The following is a 22,125-nucleotide window of genomic DNA, read 5'->3' as shown; positions in this document are numbered from 1 at the left end:
GTTTCGCTTTTGGCACAGTATTTACAATACAAATCGCAGAAAATAACTCGAATCACATAATTAAAGAACTAAAAAAGATGAAACGTATTTTTATTGCCTTATTAATCCTGCCTTTTTTTGTTGCTTGTAATCAAAAAGAGATTAAGCAACTTAAAGAACAGAATCAACTTCTGACAAAAACAGCTAACGAAAAAGAGGTGGCCATTAATGATTTTATAGCAAGCTTGAATTCTATAGAGGAAAACCTGGATATCATCAGAGAAAAAGAAAAAATCGTAACTGTTAATTCAGAAAACCCGGATCAATCACAAAAGCAAAAGATTGCAAGTACGCTTACTTCCATCAACGATATTCTTGAACAGAATCGCTTGAACATTGCCGATTTGGATAAGAAACTTAAAAACAGTTGGTACAAGAACTCGAAGTTAAGAAAACTGACCAATCGATTAAAAGCTGATATTGCTAAAAAAGAAGCAGATATTGTTACAATGAAAGAGCAGGTTGCAAATTTAAATATCAAAGTTGAAGGCTTGACTACAGATGTCTCAAATCTAAATACGACTGTTAATGATTTAAGTACTGAAAACCAAGAAAAAGCTAAAATCATCGAAGAGAAGACAAACAACCTAAACACAGTGTATTATGTAGTTGGTTCAAGCTCTGATTTGAAAGCCAAAAACATTGTTTCAAAAAAAGGTGGTATTTTGGGTATTGCTTCAGCAACTGTCTTAAATGAAAACTTTGATACAAAAGTATTCAATCAAGTTGATAAAAGAGAGATCGCTTTGATTCCAATTGAAGGTGAAAAAGCAGACGTGATTACAACTCACCCATTGAGTTCATATAAATTTGAAGCGGGCAAAGGATTAACCATTATTGATGCTGAACAATTCTGGGCATCTTCAAAATATCTTGTTGTTAGAGTACGCTAGTCGAATTTTAATGTAAGCTAAGTATAATGAAAGGTTATTCTTTCTGATGACCTTTCTTCTTTTCTAACATATTTGGTGCTTTCAGTAAAATAAATTCCTTACATAATTGAGTAATCGCACCACAACACTGTGGAATTATTCCACAGTTTATTTCAACTAGCTCACCCCAATATACAATAGGGGAAATACTATAAAACACATAAGCCCTATAAACAAAGGCTATTACAACATAAATTTAAATCCAATTTTTCAAAATTTATTTTTTGGCACACTATTTATTATATGTATCTTAGAATTTATTTTGAATATTATATAATTAGAACATGACTATGAAACGTATTATTTTTGCACTATTAATCTTGCCTTTTTTTGTTGCTTGTAATCAAAAAGAGCTAAAGCAACTTAAAGAACAAAATTTACAACTAACTGAAACTGCTAAGCAGAAAGAAGTTGCAATTAACGAGTTCATCGCGACTTTAAATTCTATTGAAGAGAATCTTGAGATTATTAAAGAAAAAGAGAAAATTGTAGCTGTTGATTCTGAAACGCCTACTAAATCTCAAAAGCAAAAAATTGCAAAAGATATCACTTCTATCAACAATTTATTAGAGCAAAACCGTGCTAAAATTGCTGAATTAGATAAGAAACTTAAGAATAGCTGGTACCAAAACTCAAAGTTGAGAAAATTAACTGATCGTTTAAAAGCTGATGTTGCTCAAAAAGAAGCTGATATCGCTGCATTAAACGAGCAAGTTGCAAATCTTAACGTTAAAGTTGAAGGTTTAAATGCTGACGTTACTAAATTGAACACTGCAGTTACTGAATTAACTACAGAAAATGCTGATCAGGCAAAAACTATTAGCGAAAGAACTACTGCAATGAACACTGCTTACTATGTAGTGGGAACAACTTCTGAGCTAAAAGCTAAGAATGTAATCGCTACTAAAGGTGGTATCATCGGAATTGCTTCAGCTAAAGTTTTAAGTGAGAATGCAGATACAAAAGAATTTAAGAAAATTGATATCACCGAGACTACTATGATTCCTGTTGAAGGAAAAGGTGTTAAATTGATTACGACTCACCCTTCAAGCTCTTATAAGATTGAAGAAGGTAAGGGTATTACAATTACAAATGCTGACGAATTTTGGAAGTCTTCAAAATTCCTAGTAGTTAAGGCTCGATAATCAATTCATGGTTGAGTTTTAAGGTTGTCCAAGAGCGGCTGTCCATTACGGGCAGCCGCTCTTATTTTATGCTCATTTCTCCTAAATAAACAGCCAACGAAAATTCTCTTAGGGCACTTTGTTGTATTATATGAAATAATTAGTATTTTTATTTATTCTAAATAAAATAAATAATTCAATTATGGACAAAGCACATAACATCAATAAATTTTACGCCCTTATCCTTATTCTATTAGGATTATTTGGTTTCATCATGCGTTATATGGAACTGGGAGATATGCAATACACGGCACTTATTCCAGCTGTATTTGGTCTGATTCTATTTGCGTTTACCAAAGGCATTAAAAATGAAAATGCCGTAATAGGACATCTGGCAGGTGTGTTAACACTTATTTTGGTTGTGATGTCAACTGTAATGCTAACAAAAGGCTTGTTGGCTGAATTTAGTCTGGGTAGAAAACAGATTATCTTTCTTGTTGTTATTGTAGGGGGGATTTACAGCCTTCGTGCACAATTCCTCTATTTTAGAGCACAGCGTCGAAGAAAAGCGAAGTTGAAATAGTCAAGAAAACATTTCAAAAACAAATCCCGATCTGCTGTTGTAGGTCGGGATTTTTTTTGAAGGACTTAAATCAATTGTTCTGATAGACCGTTACAATCTTGTGTCCCTTGCTCTTAAGCAATTCCTGAGTTTGGCTATAGTTTTGAGTAAATCCTAAGAGAAAACCACCTCCACCCGAGCCACAAAGTTTAAGAGAAAACATTTTATTTTCGAGACCTAATTCCCAAATAGACAAAAATTCATCTGGTATCATCGACCGGAAATGTTGTAGCTGGAAATGAGATAGCTTGGCTACATTGTTAAAGAAAGGTGCAGATTCTCCTTTTATGAGTTCCTGAATACAATTGTTGTTTAAAGGAATAAACTCTTGTCTGATTTGCTCAGAGTATTCTTCCTCCTCACACGATTTAAGAAAAGCTTTTACCAAAGGAGCTGTATTGCCCTGCTTATCGGTATCAACGAGAAAAATAGCGCTATCCTGACCAAATTTGCGACCTGGCAATGTGACCAATTCAATTTTCTGGGAATTATGAATCAACAAGGGTAATTTTAAATACGAATTCAAAGGGTCTAAACCCGAACTTTGCCCATGGAAGCCTGATTCTAATTGAGAAAACTGAGCTTTTAGCTCTGTGATCTGTTCTGTTCGGATAATTCGATTATTCGGAATTGCCTTTCGTGCATATTTCTTATAAATGGCGGCACACAAAGCGCCCGAACTCCCCAAACCATAACTTTCGGGAATGCTCGATTCAAAATACAAACCTTTTGCAATATCCCGATTTAATGCATCAAGCTTAATCATATCATCTAGCTTATTTTCTTTTAAAAAGGCGCTGAATTTACTCAACTCTTCATTTGATCTGCGAGCAAATTGTCTATCGGTATATTTATTCTCATCAATAAAACTCAGCTCTCCCTTAAAATGCGTGTAGGGAATGCTTAATCCCATCGAATTAAACAGAACAGCGTACTCCCCAAAGAGTAGAATTTTAGCGTAATATTGTTCGGGTCTACGATTCATTGTAAAATCTTATTTAATTCTCTTAGGTCCATTCCCCATACCATCCTGAATATATTTGCCATCTTCCAAAAACTCAAGCAATTCCTGTTGTATGAAGTTTTGAATGATTTCTTCATGTGCTTTAGGATACAGAAGATGAATATTCGGTCCTGCGTCAAGTGTAAAACACAGTGGCATTTGAGACTTATCACGAAACTCCTTAATTCGCTCGATGGCAATAAGTGTATTGGGTTTTAACAAGGTATAAGATGGATTTGAACTCATCATCAAAGCGTGTAAACTAAGTGCTTCATTCTCGACAATACGAGCAAACTCATCAAAATTCCCCTCCTCTAAAACGACCAATAAATCGGCCATATTCAAACGAGCTTGATGAAAACGGGCATCCGCATAGGGATGATTTTTCATCAACCCATGACCTGCCGTACTCGAAACCTTCTTAGGTGAAGAATCGATCATTAAAATGGTATCCTGAAGTTCCTGAAAAACGGGATGAATGTTTTCTTTAAAAGGGATGGCGAAATAGTTTGAGCTTTCAGTCTGACCTTCTATCTCACCCCAGATGGCATATCGTCCAAATACAGAACGTGAGGCACTCCCAGACCCCAAGCGAGCAATCCGACTGGCTTTTTGAAAGAAAAAATCACGAGGCATTTCCATTTCATCAATAGCCTCTTGCATACTGCAAAGACATAAGGCTAAAGCACTCATCGCAGAAGCGGAACTGGCAATACCAGCCGAATGAGGAAAGGTATTGGAACTGGAAATTTTAAGCTGATATTTACTCAAGCATGGCAAATCGTTTGAAACAGAAGCAATAAATCGACTCAACTTTTCTTCAAAGGCTTTATTCTCTTTCCCTTCGAAAAGATATACCAAATCTTTCTCCCCTCCTTTTTTAGGTGAATAGGTCAGTTCAAAACGAGATACAGACGCTTTTAAACTCATACTCAAAGAAGGATTACAGGGCAGTTGCTCACCCATTTTCCCCCAATATTTAATTAAAGCAATATTGGATGGGCTTTCCCACATAATTGTATTTTTCATCCAGTTATAATTTTATATTTTGGTCGAATGGAAGCCGCCATTTTAATCGTTTTCGTGTATGTTAAAGCTTTTCTCATGGCTCGTTTCATTATAGTCTGTTTCTGTTTTTACACGTCATTTTCATCTTCGAGCACCATATTATCCCAAGGGATAAGGGTTTCCAAGCCTTTCGATTCAAAATAGTTTGTTAATCTTTTTTTATCCCAATCACTCCGTAGCATGGCAAAATCGCCGCCCCAGGCTCCCAAAGATTTCATCGATCCTTCAAAATCAGAAAATGCATTCTGTTTCAAGGCAGGAATGCCTAACAGATTTGAAGTAATCGCTTCATGCTCCTCGATAATTTTATCAAAGTCCCTTGCCTTTTCAGCATCGAGAAGATGTAATGACAAGGCGGATATTTCCTGTATTTCAAGAGAAAAATCCCTCTCTTGCTCAAGGAATCGCTTAACTTCCTTCTCCGATTTCTGCTTTTTCCCCAAGTATAGAAAATAAATCTGTTCCTTAAATTCGGGGGAGAACATACAGGCTTCGTACGAAATTTTATTATTGACTCTTTGAAAAAGAATGGGAGTATCATTCTGTGCGCAGGCAATATCGTAGCCCGATGCTTTCGAAACTCGAGCAAGGAAATTAAAAGCATCAACCTGAGCCCATTGTGCCACATTATTAATTAGAGTGGAACTGGAACCCAAACCCCAATTTCGATTGAAATTCAAACGGGTTTGCAGCCTATACCGGGTTTCCCTAAGGAAATTTGGATTCAAAGCCACAGCTTGCCTTAAAAGTTCAAGAACAAACGCTTTCTCAACGGGCACGTCATTCTTTGAACTCAATATTTCATCGATAGAAAAATGAAAATTCAGCCATTCATTTTCATTCTCAAATGCTTGCCAGGTGAAGCCTTCGTCTGCTTTGGGATAGACAGCTAGTGATTGTCCATACTGAGTAGGGATAGCCAAAGACAAGGCCCCTTTAAGTACCAAATACTCTGCTGTTATTAAGAGTTTGCCGTTCGAATAAAAATACTGAGCTTGATCCAAATCCTATTTATTTTGTGTTTCTAAGTGTATTCAGAAAATTTTCAACCTCACTGTAACTCACCGTTGATTGAGCAAATCGGGTTTTAGCCATCAATTTTTCAGCTTTATTGGCATTAAAAGCATTCAAAAGATTTGAGAGATGCATTTTCATATGTCCGTGCTGAATACCCGTTGTCACCAATGAGCGAATCGCACCAAAATTATTTGCCAAGCCGGCTGCTGCAGTCATCATCATCAAATCTCGAGAAGAAGGGTCACCTAAAAGTTCCAGACCCAATTTTGCCAAAGGATGCAATTTGGTTAGGCCGCCAACCGTTCCCAATGCAAGGGGTAATTTCAATTCATATCTGAATTTTCCATCACTGATATCTGCCTTGGTCAGGCTCTTATATTTCCCGGTTTGAGAGGCCCAAACATGTGCATTGGCTTCTACTGCTCTAAAGTCATTTCCTGTTGCCAAAACCACAGCATCAACACCATTTAAAATACCCTTATTGTGCGTACAAGCTCTGTAAACATCGAGCTCAGCAATTTGGGTTGCCTTTAAAAACTTGTTGGCAAAAACTTCACCTGTCATGCCATCGTAAACCCCATCTAAATCTTTAATATCACACTCAATCCAGCATTCCACCAGACAATCTGGTGTGTAGTTTGATAAAATAGACATGACTATTTCACACTCACGTTCCTCTTCAGTCCAATCCTTTTGATTGTGAATAAACGTTTCAAGCGTGCTGGCCATCATTTCCAGACAAGAATTGATGAAATTAGCCCCCATGGCATCCAGTGTATCAAAACTCACATGCAGTTGATAATAATTATCCAACTCATGGCTCATATCAATCAAAGACACATCAAGAATACCACCGCCACGGCGTCGCATATTAGTCGTTAAACTATGTGTAGCGCACATCAACTCCTTCTTCAGATCAGGAAAAACTTGCTTCAACCGATCGCTTTTCCCCTGCCACATGAAATGGACCTGCCCCGTTTTTTCAACAGAAACAATTTTGGCATGAAAGCCACCTCTGTCTGCCCAAAATTTGGCCGAACGTGAAGCAGCTGCAATCACTGAGCTTTCCTCAGTCACCATCGGGAGGTGATAAACCTTATTGTTGATGACAAAATTAGGTGCAATTCCAAAGGGAAGAAAAAAGTTAGACAATGTGTTTTCACTGATTTCATCCAACAGGCTTTGCTGTTCCAAATCATTCAATCTGAAATAGTCCAAATCGGCTTCAATCTGATCGCCTTTCCCACTAATCTCTCCCAGGTATTTCAATTTCTCAATCCGTGACAGTTTCGAAAACCCTTTTATTATCTTATTCTCCATAAGGATATAGCTTTACTACACTTAAATTCTTATTCGACTAACGCAGATCCAAATAGGCTTCAGCCAATTTAAGGCCTTTTATCTGACTCTGAATGTACATCTCTAAGTCAGCATACTCGCCCTGCGCATGCTTCAACAAGGCCGAAGCTTGCCCGTAAACAGCAGGTATTTTACTTTTTTTCATCAGATAATAACCATCTAAACAAGATGATATACCTCCTGAAATGATAATTTCTTTACACTGAACAGACTGATTCTTTTCATAAATTTGGTTGGTCCATTCAAGCATCTCCTCAGCATTGTGTCCAATCTCACTCAGGCCCTCCAAAAGCATTCCTCCTTTTTCAGGATGTCGCATCAACTCGATTTTTGCGAAATTAGTTCCTCCAAATGCGCCAAACTCTATGGCTTGAAGTGGGAGTTGCATCAAAGCTTCCAAACTCTTTGGTCCCATCCCCTGACCGACTTCCTTCACAATTAGTGGCACATGAACTTGTGACATCAACTCCTGTAAAGTTTCAATCGGAGAACGATACAACAGATCGCCCTCAGGCTGCAAACTCTCTTGCATCGGATTAATATGAACAATCAAACCATCAGCTCTCAGGTTTTGAAGCATCGTTTCGATCTTGTCGAGGGCTTTATCTTTTATCAATGTCTCAATCTGACAGATGCCTAAATTTGCATACAAAGGCAAATCATCACCGATAACGGAACGCATATCGAAATCAGCAAAATGAGCTTTACTATCCAGCAAAGAACGACAAGAACCAAGTCCCATTCCCATTCCAAACTGTGCACAGGCCCGAGCCAAATTCAAATTGATTTTAGCTGCTTTTTCTGTTCCGCCGGTCATGCTCGACACCCAAATAGGCGTACGCAATTGCTTGCCTAAAAACTCGAAAGGCTCAAGCTCCTTATCAGGGTGAGCACTTAACAAGGGTTCGTAATAGAACCGTTTGTCAGCCAACGCATGTTCCATATGCGAACGGAAAGCCAAATCAATATGGTCTCGTTTTCTGTCTGTCATTATTATATCTGTTTTCGGTTATCAGTTGTCACTACAAGCTAATCTAGCTTTATCTTCTTCTACTTTAACCTTTTTACTTGTTATATGTCTCGATATGACCAATCGTAATATCTCTGAAGTCCCTTCACCAATTTCCAGCATACGCTGATCGCGATAGAAGCGTTCCACTTCTGAAGACTTTAAAAGGCCATGAGCGCCGTGAATCTGCACGGCATCAGTCGCCACTTCTCTGGCAATCTCAGAACAAAAGAGTTTTGCCATAGCCGCCTGTTTCCCAAATTCATGTCCATTATCTTTCAACCAACAGGCCTGATACAATAATGAACGTGCCGCTTCAATCTTGGTTGCCATATCGGCTAATTTAAAAGCGATCGCCTGAAAGTTAACAATAGGTTTTCCAAATTGCTCACGTTTATTGGCATATTTTAAAGCTTCTTCATAGGCACCCTGTGCCAACCCAAGCCCCATGGCAGCAATCGTTAATCGTCCTGAATCAAGGGTTTTCAGCATGATTTTAGCTCCTTGTCCCAGTTCTCCCAATAAATTTGCTTTGGGAACCTGGCAATTCTCAAATGATAATTCTCCCGTGTCAGAAGCACGCCACATCATCTTCCCTTTAATCGATTCGGCTTTAAAACCTTCTGTTTTTCTATCAACTAAGATAACAGATAATTCCTTTTCACCATCTTTTTCATCCGTAATCACCTGTAAAGTAACCCCCAAGGATGATTGAGATGAAGCATTTGATATAAATTTCTTTGTTCCGTTAATCAGCCAATTCTCATTGATTAATTCAGCTCTCGATTGAGTTCCTCTGGAGTCAGATCCGGCATTCTCTTCAGTTAAGCCAAATGCCCAAACATGTTTACCCGTTGTTAAAGGAGGTAAATAATTCTGCTTTTGTTCCTCAGTTCCAAAATAATATATGGGTCCGATTCCAAGTGAATTATGAGCTGCCAATGTTGAGGCCTGAGATGCATCCACTCGAGCCAATTCTTCAACAGCGATCAGCAGCGATAAATAATCCTTGCCCTGTCCACCGTATTCTTGAGGGATGTATATTCCAAATAGACCGAGATCACCCATTCTCTGGGTTAAATGTGCGCTAAATTCTTCCTTCTCATCCAGTTCAGCAGCCAAAACTTTCACCTCCGTTTCAGCAAATTCTCTCACTTTCAATCGAAGCGTATCGTGTTCTTTATTTGTATAGGGATTCATATTTTGTTTTTGCTTTTTTTACAATAACAGACTTTAATGTCTTTTAATTAGCAAACGTAAATAAAATCCTTTATCTCTAAAAATTATTTAGAATGAATTTTGATAAAAACAAGATGATTTTAACAACTTTCAATTAATTATTATTCATACACAAAACCTCATCCATCTCCAAAGCTAGAGAATAAGCTTCCTGAATGACGGATTCCGGATAGCCATTGATTTGAAGAATCTTAATGGCATTTCTGTTCATTAATTTCCCTTCCTTAAGCTTGTAGTCAAAATCAACCGTTTTATTGCCTACTATTTCACTAAAGTGATACAAATCATACTCTTCCTGAAGCAGGTCCGCTAATTCAAGGTCATGGGTCGAAACGAAAACAAAGTTGTTTAATTGAGTCAAGGATGACAAAACCGCTTTACCTGCAGAGATACGCTCAACCGTATTCGTCCCTTTAAATATCTCATCGAGAAGAAATAAATTCATTTTGCCACACTGACTTGCCTCAATCATTTTCTTTATTGTGAGGACTTCTTCAAAATAGTAACTCTTATCATTAAGCAAATCGTCGCTGATTCGAATCGCGGAAAAAATGCGCATTCGAGGCAAAGAAAAAGACTGCCCAAAACACGTGTTTATAGTCAAAGCTGTTAGTGTATTTATTCCAATTGTTCGAATAAAAGTTGTTTTGCCCGACATGTTTGAACCAGTCAATAAAACGGACTTGTCATTCACTCGAATACAATTCGTAATCGCATTAACAATCAAAGGATGATAAAGTGCCTCTGCTGACAAAGGAGACTTTTCTTCAGAGATTTCAGGGATGCAGCATTTATCGGTTCCCTCTCTCAATGAAGCAATACTTAGCAAGGCATCTATTTCACCAACGAAAGTAAAAAGAGCTTCTATCTCACTTCTGTTTTTATCCAGTTGTCTTAATATCCCAAATAATAAAAGGGGCTCTAGTAGAAATACAATTTTCACCAATTCAATCACAAACCAAAATAGTGCTTCGAATTCACTAGCTGAACTCGATCCTAATTTGAAAAAAGACATTCGAAACTTAAGTTGGTCAATAACTTTTATAGAGACTTTCAAGGTGGCGTCAAAACCCTTAAAACAAGCTATCTCATTAAGTTGTCGAGCAGCACCACTTAACTTGATAAGCTGTGGTATCGATTTTAAGTTCAAATATAGATTTCTCTTATTCCAAAAATGTATCCCTAGGTTGATAATAAAAACACCCAATAAGACAAAAAACAGTTTGCCATTTATTGGAAAAAGTATCAAAGATAATAAACTTGTAAAAGATAAAATTCGAATCATAAAAAACCACTTGGGTTCTTGTATATGCTCATCCTGAAAAAGAGCAGTAATATAATATGAATCATTATCGTCTAACAGGGAAAGAGCCCTACTGGTTTTATTTCTCAATTCAACATCCTCACTAAAAGCTCTAATCAAACGTTCACTTTTATCTAAACGATCCTGATTTGAAGGGATATTCCTTAGTTTATTATAAAGGTATTGCTGTCCTACTTTAGATCGGGTTCTATCCAAAAACATAAATGACTCATCAAAGTCCAAATCCTGGCATGTTTTATCAGATAAAACCTGAAATGAATCTTCATGTTTCTTATTTCTAAAATATCTCTCAATCTGATCGAAATTAAACACATCCTCTTTTATTTTCCCAAAAGAATTCAGATCAGCTTTATCTCTTTTCTTTTTCCTACTAAATATCATAACGTTAATTTCTATACAACGATTCAGAATAAAATATTAGGGCTATGTAAAATAAAATCATGATCAATTTATTCTTCTTTAAGCTCCAAAAACAACTCCCAAAAATACAACTATTCCTTTTAAAATAAAGATGAAAAATACCCTCTGACAAACTTGACAGATTTGACAGTAGTTTTTTTTAGTTGTATAATCTAAATTTACATATAAATTAAGATTCTAACTATGGAAATTGAAATTTGGCACATTTGGCTACTCGCCGCAGTCCTTTTATTCATCATTGAAATATTTATGACCAGTTTCGTTGCAGTCTGCATTGGAACAGGAGCTTTGGTAACAGGGATAGGTGCATATTTAGGTTTGGATATCACGCAACAACTCGTGTTATTTTCGGCCTTCACATTTCTAAGTCTCTTCTTTGTTCGCCCATTTGCAAAAAAATTTATTCTAAAATCAAAAGCGTATGTCAACACCAATGCTGATGCTCTTTTAGGTAAAAAAGCAACAGTGGTTGAAACCATCAATCACAAAAAAAGAAGCGGACGCGTTGAAATAGATGGGGATAACTGGAAAGCAAACTCTTTTGATGGACAGGAAATTCCAAAAGGGCAGATTGTGACCATAGTGAGTTATGAAAGTATTGTTTTAACCGTAAAATAAAGTTTAACATGGGTGGAATTATCCTGGCAGGAGCAATTGCTCTTTTAGTCATCATCTTCATGGCCTCAGGCCTTAAAATTGTTCGTCAATCTGAAACAATTATTATTGAACGTCTTGGTAAATACAACCGAACGCTTCAATCAGGAATCAATATCATTATTCCAATCTTCGATCAAACGAGAGATATTGTTTGGCGCTACGTAAAAGAAGATTTTAATGGACAAAAAATTGTCATGTTTAAGAATAAAGCGCGTATCGATTTAAGAGAAACCGTATATGATTTCCCAAAACAAAACGTGATTACAAAAGATAATGTTGGTGTTCAAATCAATGCCTTATTATACTTCCAAATCATGGATCCTGTGAAAGCAATTTATGAAATTGAAAATTTACCCGATGCCATTGAAAAATTAACTCAAACAACCTTAAGAAACGTTATTGGTGAATTAGAATTGGATCAAACATTAACCTCCCGCGATACCATAAACACAAAACTCAGAGGAATTCTTGACGATGCCACAAACAAGTGGGGTGTGAAAGTGAATCGAGTAGAATTACAGGACATTAACCCGCCACAGGATATTATTGCTGCCATGGAAAAACAGATGCGTGCTGAGCGTGATCGTCGTGCAGCGATTCTCGAAGCTGAAGGAATGAAACGCGCAAGTATTCTTGAGGCTGAAGGGATCAAAGAATCTGAAATTAATAAGGCTGAAGGTGAAAAGCAATCGAAGATTCTGAGAGCCGAAGGAGAGGCACAAGCCAGAATTAAGAAAGCAATTGCTGAAGCTGAAGCCATTCAGAGAATTACCGAAGCTATCAGCCAGGAGGGTGGAGATCCTGCTAATTACCTGATTGCAGTTCGCTATATCGACACGCTTAAAGAAATGGTAAGTGGAAAAGATAATAAGGTTATCTATCTGCCATACGAAGCAACAGGCGTGTTAAGCTCAATTGGTGGCATTAAAGATATGCTTACCGCTAGTGTAAAATAACCCTAACCCCTCATATATTGAACCAAAGGTCGAGCAGTTTGTTCGACCTTTCGTTTTAACCTTATCTTCCAAAACTGAGAATCCCTTCATCCGAATTTATCCTTGAAAAAACATATCTGAACAAACCCTATTTTTTTTACCTTTGGTATCTATTTGAAAATGTCAAGATCACTGGCTTAACGATTCATACAAAAACACATGCAGTTTAAAGATATTATTGGACAAGAGGATACGAAGTCACGCTTTATTCAGACCGTTAAGGATAATAGAGTGAGTCATGCGCAACTTATTGTTGGTGAAAAAGGTGTGGGCAAATTAGCTCTTGCAATTGCTTTTGCTCAGTACGTTTCGTGCCAAAACAAACAAGCCAATGATTCTTGCGGACAGTGCCCTTCTTGTAAAAAATATCAAAAACTGGTTCACCCTGATTTACACTTTGTTTTTCCTGTTGTTAAAGGTAAAGGGGTGAGCAATCCTGTTAGCGACACCTACATCAACAATTGGAGAAAACAGGTGATCAGCGATCCTTATTTCGATCTTAATGATTGGTATGCGAGCTTGGGAGTTGAAAATGCTCAGGGCATGATCTATTCCAATGAAAGCAATGAAATTCTTAAGAAATTAAGCCTTAAAACGTATGAGTCTGATTATAAAATCATGATCATCTGGCTACCGGAGAAAATGCATGCTTCCTGTGCCAATAAGTTGCTTAAACTCATTGAAGAACCCCCAACAAAAACCCTCTTCTTTCTCGTTTCTGAAGAGCCTAACCGAATCCTTCAAACAATTCGATCAAGAGCTCAAATGACTAAAATTCCAAGAATTGACAAAGAAGCTCTTCGTTCAGCCCTTAAATCGGAATATAACTTATCGGATACTGAGCTGATTAATTTGGTCAGACTATCCGAAGGAAGTTACCGCAAGGCTAAGGTTCTAATCAAAAATTCGGATGAGAATGCCTTTAATTTCGATCGTTTTGTCAGCATCATGCGTATTTGTTATGCCCGAAATGTGCTCGAACTGATGACTTGGGCTGAAGAAATTAGCGCAATTGGTCGCGAAAGACAGAAAAGTTTTCTGCATTATTGCTTAAAAATGATTCGGGAAAACTTTATCCTGAACCTAAAACAGGAAGAAATGGTTTTCCTTAATGGCGAAGAGATGAACTTTTCTCAACGTTTTTCACCATTTATCAACGAAGATAATGTTTGGCCCATTGCTGATGAACTGACAAAAGCCTACAACGATATCGAACGAAATGGAAATGCAAAAATTATTTTCCTTGACTTAAGTTTGCGCTGGGTTAAATTGTTACGACCATAATAAAGACTCTTATTTAAGGATCTATTAGCCTATTCAGCCCCCTATTTGAACTGAATTTCATGACTATTACATTCTTTCAATCAAATCTATACCACGTTCTTTTTCCAGATATTTTTTCGGATTCTTCAGACCTTTAAAAAATTAATTAACTTTAGGGGTTATTTATGGTATAGACTCTCAGTAAATCTGATAGATATCCCATTTTATTAGCTAATTTTGCAGGCACGATTATAAACTTTCAAATTCGAACAATTTTCGAATCTTAAATACAAATCATGCAAACTATTGGTGTACAAATTTCCGTACATCAACAAGTTACTGCACTCAATATATATACATATGATAGAAGAGAAGGAACCAAAAGGCAAGTGTGGCGGTTGCGCTAAAGGTAAAACCGATCATCGACTTTTGGCAGGTAAACTAGATGTTTACGACTGGTTAGGTGACGTTCCTGAAAGCGCTTTATGTCCCGATATTATAGAAGTTAAATTTAAAAATACACGCAAAGGTTTTTATTCTAACAACAATAAAATAAGACTTAAGCGTGGCGATATAATTGCTGTTGAAGCATCTCCCGGACATGATATTGGTATTGTCTCGCTAACAGGCGATTTAGTAGTTGAGCAAATGAAAAAACAAAAGCTCGACGCTAAAACTTACGAAGCCAAAAAAGTTTACCGCATAGCCAAACCCGTAGATATTGAAAAGTGGCACGAAGCCATTGCTCTTGAGCACAAAACCATGATTAAAGCACGCCAGATTTCAGCTGAACTAAAGCTGAATATGAAAATTGGCGATGTGGAATATCAGGGTGATAAAACCAAGGCCATTTTTTATTATATCGCTGATGAGCGAGTTGACTTCCGTCAATTAATTAAAGTTTTAGCCGAAGAATTTAGAATCCGAATTGAAATGCGACAGATTGGAGCCCGTCAGGAAGCCGGTCGTATTGGTGGAATTGGACCTTGTGGGCGCGAACTGTGTTGCTCAACCTGGATCACAAATTTTGTGTCGGTAACAACCAACGCCGCTCGTTATCAGGAGATTTCTTTAAATCCGCAAAAACTAGCCGGTCAGTGTGGTAAGCTAAAATGTTGCTTAAACTACGAAATGGACGTTTACATTGATGCCCGTAAGGATTTCCCACCAACCAATATTCCGTTGGAATGCAAGGATGGGACAGCTTATCATCAAAAAACAGATATTTTTAAACGCCTGATGTGGTACAGTTTCGATAAGAACTATGCAGTCAATATGGTGCAGATTCCTGTTGAAAGAGTGAAAGAAATCATTCGTCTAAACAAAAAAGGCACCAAAGTAAACGAGCTCGTCATTAAAAAAGAGGAAATCACTCGTAAAGCACTTGATTACGAAAATGTAGTGGGACAAGACAGTCTGAATCGTTTTGATAAATCAGAGACCGTGAAGAAACCACGCCCCAAACGTAAATTCCGACGTAAGCCTCGCAAAATAAATAAAACAAAAGAGTAGCATTCGTCTAATAAAATAAAAAAATCATAAAGTATTGAGCACTTAGATAAATCATCTACTCAATACTTTATTGGCTTAAGAGAATTAAAGACTTGATATTTTAAATCAATGAAGTTTAAATCCAAAACCCTTTTACTGCTGAGTTTTGCACTGATATTCATCTCGAGTGCCTGTCAGGACAATCGTCTGTATGAGAATTATGTCGATATTCCGAATCACAAATGGAATAAAGAGCATATTGCTCGATTTGAAGTGGAAATAACAGACTCCATTCAGTTGCACAACATTTATATCGATATCCGAAATACGGGCAGGTATCCTTACAGTAATCTTTGGCTTTTCATTAAGCAAACAGATCCGGAGGGCGTCACAAACGAAGACAAATTTGAATGCCATTTAGCAGATGATACCGGTGAGTGGTTTGGTAGTGGTTTTGGAAATATATTCGACCTGCAGGTTTTATACAAACCTACCGTTTCATTTTCAAAACCCGGACTGTATATCTTCGAAATGGTACAAGGTATGCGGGATGACAACCTACCCGGAATCGTGAATATTGGTCTGAAAATTGATAAAACAAAACAATTAGAAACTCAAAATAAGTAGACTGAATATCTACAAAGTAGTCTACTCTGATATAGTAAAAAAGTGGGAAAGAATAAATTAAAGCGTTTTGCTGAGATGGAAACTTTTGAGAATGTTTTCCAGCCTTCACACGAGGATGTGTGGGATAAAGAATTCAGACTTAAGAGTAAATGGAATAAGGAATATTTCAAGAATGATAACCCTATTGTTCTGGAAGTTGGGTGTGGTAAAGGCGAATATACAGTCGGTTTAGCTGAACGTTTTCCGGATAAAAATTTTATTGGTATCGATATTAAAGGAGCCAGACTTTGGCAAGGTGCTAAAGATGCGATTGAAAAAGATCTGAAAAATGTGGCTTTCATTCGAACCAAAGTGGAGCTGTTGCGTTCGGTTTTTGCAAACGGTGAGATTTCGGAAATCTGGATCACCTTTGCTGATCCGCAAATGAAAAAAGTCACCAAACGACTTACCGGAACCCGTTTCATGCAACTCTATAGCGATTTGATGGCAGATAATGGAATGATTCATTTGAAATCTGATAGCCAGTTTCTATACCATTACACACGCTACATGATTCAGGAAAATAATCTGAAAGTATTAACCGATACCGATGATTTGTACAATTCAGAATACGCGAACGACATTTTGGGTATTAAAACCTATTATGAGGCCCAATTTTTAAGTAAGGGTATTCCGATTAAGTACCTTCAGTTTCTTCTCGAAGGGAAAAAAGAGTTTGTAGAACCGGATGTAGAACTTGAACTGGACGAATATCGCAGTTTTGGCCGCGATAGACGTAAACAACCTACTGAAGAAAAAGACATCATTAAAAAGAACAATCAATAAACCAAAGGGCATGTCAGATATTTACACACGCATATTTAAGGTGGTACAACAAATACCCCCTGGACGTGTGTGTAATTATGGTACCATAGCACGCTATGTTGGTTCTCCCCGTGGGTCCCGACTTGTGGGATGGGCCATGAACAACTCTCATAGTCGCGATGCTTATATACCAGCTCACAGAGTGGTCAACCGTATTGGCATGCTTTCGGGTAAACATCATTTCCCTGGTGAGAACGTGATGCAACAACTCCTCGAAAACGAAGGAATCGTTGTTATCGATGATCAAATTCAAAACTTCGAAAAACATTTTTGGGATCCGATAAAGGAACTTCCCGAAGATTTTTGTTCAGAATAGAATTTCATCACTTTTGTTATTTAAATTAGATCTAGATAGTTATCTTTGAGGTGTATTAATTTTTAAGTGTTTCTTAACGGGACAACTTTCCCCGTTTAAAACACATTTTACGAATTAACACCCTAACAAATTAACAAGATATGTCATATACTAATAAACAAGTTACCGATGCTTTAAAACTTGTAAAGTTTCCGGGTAGCGATAAAGATATTATTAGCCTGGATATGGTTCGTAATATGAAAATTGAAGGCAAAAAGATCGGATTCGATTTGGTTTTTCAGAAATCTGACGATCCCAATATTATCCCATTAAAGAAGGCTTGTGTCACAAATATTCTACGATTTGTTGATAAGGATGCTGAAATCAAAGGGAATATTAAGGTAAAAGCCGTTCATATTGTTGAAGCGCCTTCAGTACTTCCCAATGTAACCAATATTATTGCTGTTGCTTCGGGTAAGGGAGGTGTTGGTAAATCAACTATTTCATCAAATCTGGCAGTTGCTTTGGCAAAAGCTGGTAAAAAAGTGGGACTTATCGATGCTGATATTTATGGCCCATCCGTTCCTAAAATGTTTGGCTCTGAAGGTGCAAGTCCAAAACTAACACAAATTGACGGGAAAGATCGAATCGAGCCACACGAGCGTTATGGTGTGAAGATGCTTTCTATCGGTTTCTTTGTTGATCCGGCTCAGGCAACCGTGTGGAGAGGGCCTATGGCTTCAAACGCACTTAAGCAAATGATTGAAGAAGGGAACTGGGGCGAACTTGATTTCGTATTAATCGACCTTCCTCCCGGAACATCAGATATTCACCTGACTTTGGTACAAACCGTTCCTGTTACCGGTGCCATTGTAGTGAGTACACCTCAGGATGTGGCTTTGGCCGATGCTGTAAAAGGGATTAACATGTTCGAAGGACCTGGCGTAAACGTACCTATTTTAGGATTGGTTGAAAATATGGCTTGGTTTACACCTGCTGAATTGCCTAACAACAAATACTACATTTTCGGTAAAGATGGTTGTAAAAAACTGGCTGAAGAAAAAGGCGTTAATCTGTTGGGACAAATTCCAATTGTTCAAAGCATTCGCGAAGGTGGTGACAATGGCGCTCCTGCAGCCTTAAACGAAGATTCTGTTACAGGTATGGCTTTCGCCGATTTGGCAAGCAAACTAATGGCTGCTGTTGAAGACAGAAACAAAAATCAAGATCCAACTGCAAAAGTTGAAATGACAAGGTAACTCACAGTTATCAATTCGTAATAATACAAAAACACCTCCGAAATCGGAGGTGCTTTTTTTATGAATTGGTCTGATACTTATCTAACTTCAAAATCGGTTGTAAAAGCTACGATTATGAGAATGTAGATCATTTTCCCCATGTGGGGAAAATGGTTGAATTAGGTTCTTGTTTAGAAAGAACTATTGGAGGTAATCATTACAAAAAAAGCCCCGATCGTTATAGAACGACCGGGGCAATATCTAAATAATAAAATGCTTATCGAACTTCCGAACCTGCTGCAACAGCTTGTTCCGGAGAAACAAATGCTAATTTACCATCAGCATCCTCAGCCATCAGAATCATACCCTGCGATTCGATTCCCTTTAGTTTACGAGGCTCAAGATTCATCAACACACTTACTTGTTTGCCAATAATATCTTCAGGCTTGTAATGCTCTGCAATACCCGAAACAATGGTTCTGGTATCGATACCTGTATCAACAGTCAGTTTCAACAGCTTCTTGGTCTTAGCAACTTTTTCAGCTTCAGTAATCGTACCAACACGAACATCCATTTTCATAAAATCGTCGAAGTTGATATTCTCTTTGACCGGAGTCGCTACTCTGTTTTCAAGTTCATTGGCCACTTTAGTCGCTTCCAATTTGTCAACCTGTGCCTGAATGGTCTCATCTTCGATTTTCTCGAACAACAATTCTGGCTTGTTAATTTGATGCCCCGCAGGAAGTGCATCAGCTGTTACATCTGCCCACTCGATACGATCCATATTAAGGAATCCACGAAGTTTCTCTGCCGTAAATGGCAAGAAAGGTTCCATTAGGGTGCTCAGGTTAGCTGAAATCTGTAGAGAGATATTCAAGATTGTCTTAACTCGATCCTCATCGGTTTTAATCACCTTCCAAGGCTCAGTATCAGCCAAATATTTGTTACCCAAACGCGCCAAATTCATTGCTACCTTAAGTGCTTCACGGAAGTGGAAGGTTTCAAGATTCTTTTCAATTTCTGCCTTAAGAACAGGAATCTGAGCCAATGTTTCTTTATCGAAATCATTAAGTTCGCCAGCCTCAGGAACCAAACCACCAAAATACTTGTGAGTTAAAACCAGAGCACGGTTCACAAAGTTTCCGAAAATTGCAACCAACTCATTGTTATTACGAGCCTGGAAATCTTTCCAGGTGAAATCGTTATCCTTAGTTTCAGGTGCATTGGCAGTTAAAACATAACGCAATACGTCTTGCTTCTCAGGAAACTCTTCTAGGTATTCGTGCAACCAAACAGCCCAGTTACGAGAAGTCGAAATTTTATCACCTTCAAGATTTAAGAATTCATTCGATGGTACATTATCTGGTAAAATATAAGAACCCTCAGCCTTAAGCATAGCTGGGAAAATAATACAGTGGAATACAATATTATCCTTACCGATGAAGTGAATCATTCTTGAATCTTCAGCCTTCCAGTACTTTTCCCAATCAGGAGTGTGCTCCTTAGTTGCCGAAATATATCCGATAGGGGCATCGAACCAAACGTAAAGCACCTTACCATCGGCTCCTTCAACAGGAACAGGTACACCCCAATCCAGATCACGAGTTACGGCTCTTGGATGAAGACCATTGTCTAACCATGATTTACACTGTCCGTAAACATTAGGTTTCCATTCTTTATGCTCCTCAAGGATCCACTGCTTTAGGTGTGGTTCATATTTATCTAAAGGCAAATACCAGTGTTTGGTTTCTTTCAACTCTGGTTTGTTACCTGTAATTGCAGACCTTGCATCGATCAAATCAGTTGCATTCAACGATGTTCCACAGCTTTCGCACTGGTCACCGTAAGCTTTCTCGTTTTTACAATGCGGACAAGTTCCTGTGATATAACGGTCTGCCAAAAACTGATTGGCCTCTGCATCGTAAAATTGCTCCGAAGTCTTCTCAATAAATTCTCCCTTATCATGAAGTGTTTTAAAGAATTCTGAAGCCGTTTCGTGATGCGTTTTCGAGCTAGTTCTGGAATAAACATCGAATGAAATTCCAAACTTCTCGAAAGAATCTTTTATAATATTATGGTATTTATCAACAACATCCTGTGGGCTAACACCTTCTTTTTTTGCCTTAATAGTAATGGGTACACCGTGTTCATCTGAACCACCAATCAATAACACATCATCACCCTTCATTCGCAAATAACGCACATAAATATCAGCAGGAACGTAAACGCCCGCCAAATGACCAATATGTACCGGCCCATTCGCATAGGGAAGAGCTGTTGTAACTAGTGTTCTGTTAAATTTTGACATCTTAAAAAGAAGTTTTAGAAGATCTATATTCAACAAGAGAGATCAATTTGTCTCCTGGAACGTAACAAGACCTTAGTATTAATAATGAAAAAAATTGCGAGTAGCCGATTAATGAATCGGTCTCTGAAGCGCAAAGATAAAATAGAAATAACAAATTCAAGCATTTAGCTTTGAAATCATTCAGGATTCATTTTCTCTCATTTAAGGATTTTATTAGTAATTTGTGATTTCTTAATTAACAAGATCAAGATAAAGAAACGGAAATCATAATCCGATTGATTTTTAAATCTTTAATTGATCCCAATCATACAGATATGTTTCAACCTTCCACATTAAAAAAAGGCGATAAAATAGGGCTTATTGCTCCCGCAGGAAAAATCGATAAACAAAAAATAATAACCGCACAAAAGGTGATGGAAACACTCGGTTACGAAGTCATACTGGGCAAACATGTTTTTGATGAACATCATATATTTGCCGGAACTGACAAAGATCGGGCTGCTGATTTTCAATTCATGATCGACCATGAAGAGATTAAGGCGATTATCTGTGCTCGTGGTGGTTATGGCTGTATTCGCATTATCGACAAACTAACTTTCGATGGTTTGGAAAAACACCCAAAACTGATCATTGGATTTAGCGATATTAGCATCATCCATGCGCGATTAAACCATCTTCATTTTGGAAGTTTGCATGCCACCATGCCAATCAATTTCACCGAAAATATTGCTGATTCTTCTTCTCTGCAAAAACTTGCAGATTACCTGGAAGGCAAATTGACAAATTATCAAATTCCGACGCATCAACTCAATCGAACCGGGACCTGTGAAGCCGAATTAGTTGGAGGAAACCTATCCGTTATTTGTAGTTTAAATGCAACGAATTACGAACTCAACACACAGAATAAGATTCTTTTTATCGAAGATTTAAATGAAGATTTATATCATTTAGATCGATTGATGCTAAGTTTAAAGCTAAGTGGAAAGTTGGACCATCTCGAAGCACTTATTGTGGGTGGAATGAGCGATATGAAGGATGGGGAAACGCCTTTTGGTAAAACAGCCTATGAAATTATTAAAGAAGCCGTTCTGGATTATAAATACCCCCTTGTTTTTAATTTCCCGGCAGGACATATCGATGAAAATTGGCCCTTACCTCTGGGCAAAAAAGTTAGACTGGACGTAAAAGAAAAAGATGTAAAGCTAAGTTGGAAAAACTAGCTTTTAACTCT

The 22,125-nt window shown here is 37.6% G+C and carries 20 protein-coding genes; 12 read left to right on the top strand and 8 right to left on the bottom strand.

What is annotated here, in order from left to right:
* Positions 1–77: 77 nt before the first annotated feature.
* The 3 genes from EV201_RS13545 to EV201_RS13535 all read left to right on the top strand — a co-directional run bounded on the left by EV201_RS13545 (position 78) and on the right by EV201_RS13535 (position 2,678).
* A complete protein-coding gene (locus tag EV201_RS13545) occupies positions 78–932 on the top strand; it encodes a Cbp1 family collagen-binding glycoprotein adhesin (RefSeq protein ID WP_130308186.1) in 855 nt (284 codons plus the stop codon).
* Positions 933–1,261: 329 nt separating this feature from the next.
* Entirely contained in the window at positions 1,262–2,116 is an 855-nt protein-coding gene (locus tag EV201_RS13540; RefSeq protein ID WP_130308185.1) for a Cbp1 family collagen-binding glycoprotein adhesin, read from the top strand.
* A gap of 181 nt (positions 2,117–2,297) precedes the next feature.
* Positions 2,298–2,678, top strand: coding sequence for a hypothetical protein (locus EV201_RS13535; RefSeq protein ID WP_130308184.1), 381 nt, complete (start codon positions 2,298–2,300; stop codon positions 2,676–2,678).
* A gap of 70 nt (positions 2,679–2,748) precedes the next feature.
* On the opposite strand, the gene EV201_RS13530 is transcribed toward EV201_RS13535, so the two are convergent.
* The 7 genes from EV201_RS13530 to EV201_RS13500 all read right to left on the bottom strand — a co-directional run bounded on the left by EV201_RS13530 (position 2,749) and on the right by EV201_RS13500 (position 11,117).
* Positions 2,749–3,702 (bottom strand): mevalonate kinase family protein, encoded by a 954-nt coding sequence (locus EV201_RS13530; protein ID WP_130308183.1) that lies wholly within the window; start codon positions 3,700–3,702, stop codon positions 2,749–2,751.
* Positions 3,703–3,711: 9 nt separating this feature from the next.
* Positions 3,712–4,749 carry a diphosphomevalonate decarboxylase gene (locus EV201_RS13525; RefSeq protein WP_130308182.1) on the bottom strand — a complete coding sequence of 346 codons (1,038 nt, stop codon included), beginning with the start codon at positions 4,747–4,749 and terminating at the stop codon, positions 3,712–3,714.
* Positions 4,750–4,856: 107 nt separating this feature from the next.
* Positions 4,857–5,792, bottom strand: coding sequence for a GYDIA family GHMP kinase (locus EV201_RS13520; RefSeq protein WP_130308181.1), 936 nt, complete (start codon positions 5,790–5,792; stop codon positions 4,857–4,859).
* Positions 5,793–5,799: 7 nt separating this feature from the next.
* Positions 5,800–7,125 (bottom strand): hydroxymethylglutaryl-CoA reductase, degradative, encoded by a 1,326-nt coding sequence (locus EV201_RS13515; RefSeq protein ID WP_130308180.1) that lies wholly within the window; start codon positions 7,123–7,125, stop codon positions 5,800–5,802.
* Positions 7,126–7,162: 37 nt separating this feature from the next.
* The gene (locus EV201_RS13510) at positions 7,163–8,155 is read right to left on the bottom strand and encodes a beta/alpha barrel domain-containing protein (RefSeq protein ID WP_130308179.1); all 993 of its coding nucleotides are present in this window, start codon (positions 8,153–8,155) and stop codon (positions 7,163–7,165) included.
* Positions 8,156–8,176: 21 nt separating this feature from the next.
* On the bottom strand, positions 8,177–9,373 hold the full coding sequence (locus EV201_RS13505) for an acyl-CoA dehydrogenase family protein (protein ID WP_130308178.1): 1,197 nt from the start codon (positions 9,371–9,373) through the stop codon (positions 8,177–8,179).
* Positions 9,374–9,506: 133 nt separating this feature from the next.
* A complete protein-coding gene (locus tag EV201_RS13500; protein WP_130308177.1) occupies positions 9,507–11,117 on the bottom strand; it encodes a MutS-related protein in 1,611 nt (536 codons plus the stop codon).
* Positions 11,118–11,339: 222 nt separating this feature from the next.
* On the opposite strand from EV201_RS13500, the gene EV201_RS13495 reads away from it, so the two are divergent.
* The 8 genes from EV201_RS13495 to EV201_RS13460 all read left to right on the top strand — a co-directional run bounded on the left by EV201_RS13495 (position 11,340) and on the right by EV201_RS13460 (position 18,607).
* Positions 11,340–11,774: an NfeD family protein gene (locus EV201_RS13495; protein WP_130308176.1), complete on the top strand. Its 435-nt coding sequence runs from the start codon at positions 11,340–11,342 to the stop codon at positions 11,772–11,774.
* Positions 11,775–11,782: 8 nt separating this feature from the next.
* A complete protein-coding gene (locus EV201_RS13490) occupies positions 11,783–12,769 on the top strand; it encodes an SPFH domain-containing protein (protein ID WP_130308175.1) in 987 nt (328 codons plus the stop codon).
* A 198-nt stretch (positions 12,770–12,967) separates the two neighbouring features.
* A complete protein-coding gene (locus tag EV201_RS13485; RefSeq protein WP_130308174.1) occupies positions 12,968–14,092 on the top strand; it encodes a DNA polymerase III subunit in 1,125 nt (374 codons plus the stop codon).
* 339 nt (positions 14,093–14,431) lie between these two features.
* Positions 14,432–15,583: a PSP1 domain-containing protein gene (locus tag EV201_RS13480; RefSeq protein WP_130308173.1), complete on the top strand. Its 1,152-nt coding sequence runs from the start codon at positions 14,432–14,434 to the stop codon at positions 15,581–15,583.
* Positions 15,584–15,691: 108 nt separating this feature from the next.
* Complete coding sequence (locus EV201_RS13475) at positions 15,692–16,189, top strand: gliding motility lipoprotein GldH (protein ID WP_130308172.1); 498 nt, start codon at positions 15,692–15,694, stop codon at positions 16,187–16,189.
* Between the two features lie 42 nt (positions 16,190–16,231).
* Positions 16,232–17,014 carry a tRNA (guanosine(46)-N7)-methyltransferase TrmB gene (trmB, locus tag EV201_RS13470; protein WP_130308171.1) on the top strand — a complete coding sequence of 261 codons (783 nt, stop codon included), beginning with the start codon at positions 16,232–16,234 and terminating at the stop codon, positions 17,012–17,014.
* A gap of 10 nt (positions 17,015–17,024) precedes the next feature.
* On the top strand, positions 17,025–17,369 hold the full coding sequence (locus EV201_RS13465) for an MGMT family protein (protein WP_130308170.1): 345 nt from the start codon (positions 17,025–17,027) through the stop codon (positions 17,367–17,369).
* A 140-nt stretch (positions 17,370–17,509) separates the two neighbouring features.
* Positions 17,510–18,607 (top strand): Mrp/NBP35 family ATP-binding protein, encoded by a 1,098-nt coding sequence (locus EV201_RS13460; protein ID WP_130308169.1) that lies wholly within the window; start codon positions 17,510–17,512, stop codon positions 18,605–18,607.
* A gap of 256 nt (positions 18,608–18,863) precedes the next feature.
* Here EV201_RS13460 and metG read toward each other — a convergent pair whose 3' ends face one another.
* Positions 18,864–20,894, bottom strand: a complete 2,031-nt coding sequence (metG, locus tag EV201_RS13455; protein ID WP_130308168.1) for a methionine--tRNA ligase — start codon at positions 20,892–20,894, stop codon at positions 18,864–18,866.
* Between the two features lie 314 nt (positions 20,895–21,208).
* On the opposite strand from metG, the gene EV201_RS13450 reads away from it, so the two are divergent.
* Positions 21,209–22,114, top strand: coding sequence for a S66 peptidase family protein (locus EV201_RS13450; RefSeq protein ID WP_130308167.1), 906 nt, complete (start codon positions 21,209–21,211; stop codon positions 22,112–22,114).
* Positions 22,115–22,125 lie beyond the last annotated feature (11 nt).

Origin of the sequence: Ancylomarina subtilis, from assembly GCF_004217115.1 — a bacterium.
Classification (GTDB): Bacteria; Bacteroidota; Bacteroidia; order Bacteroidales; family Marinifilaceae; genus Ancylomarina; species Ancylomarina subtilis.
Note: the sequence above shows the minus strand (reverse complement) of the source record. Positions and strands in the feature narration are given on the sequence as shown.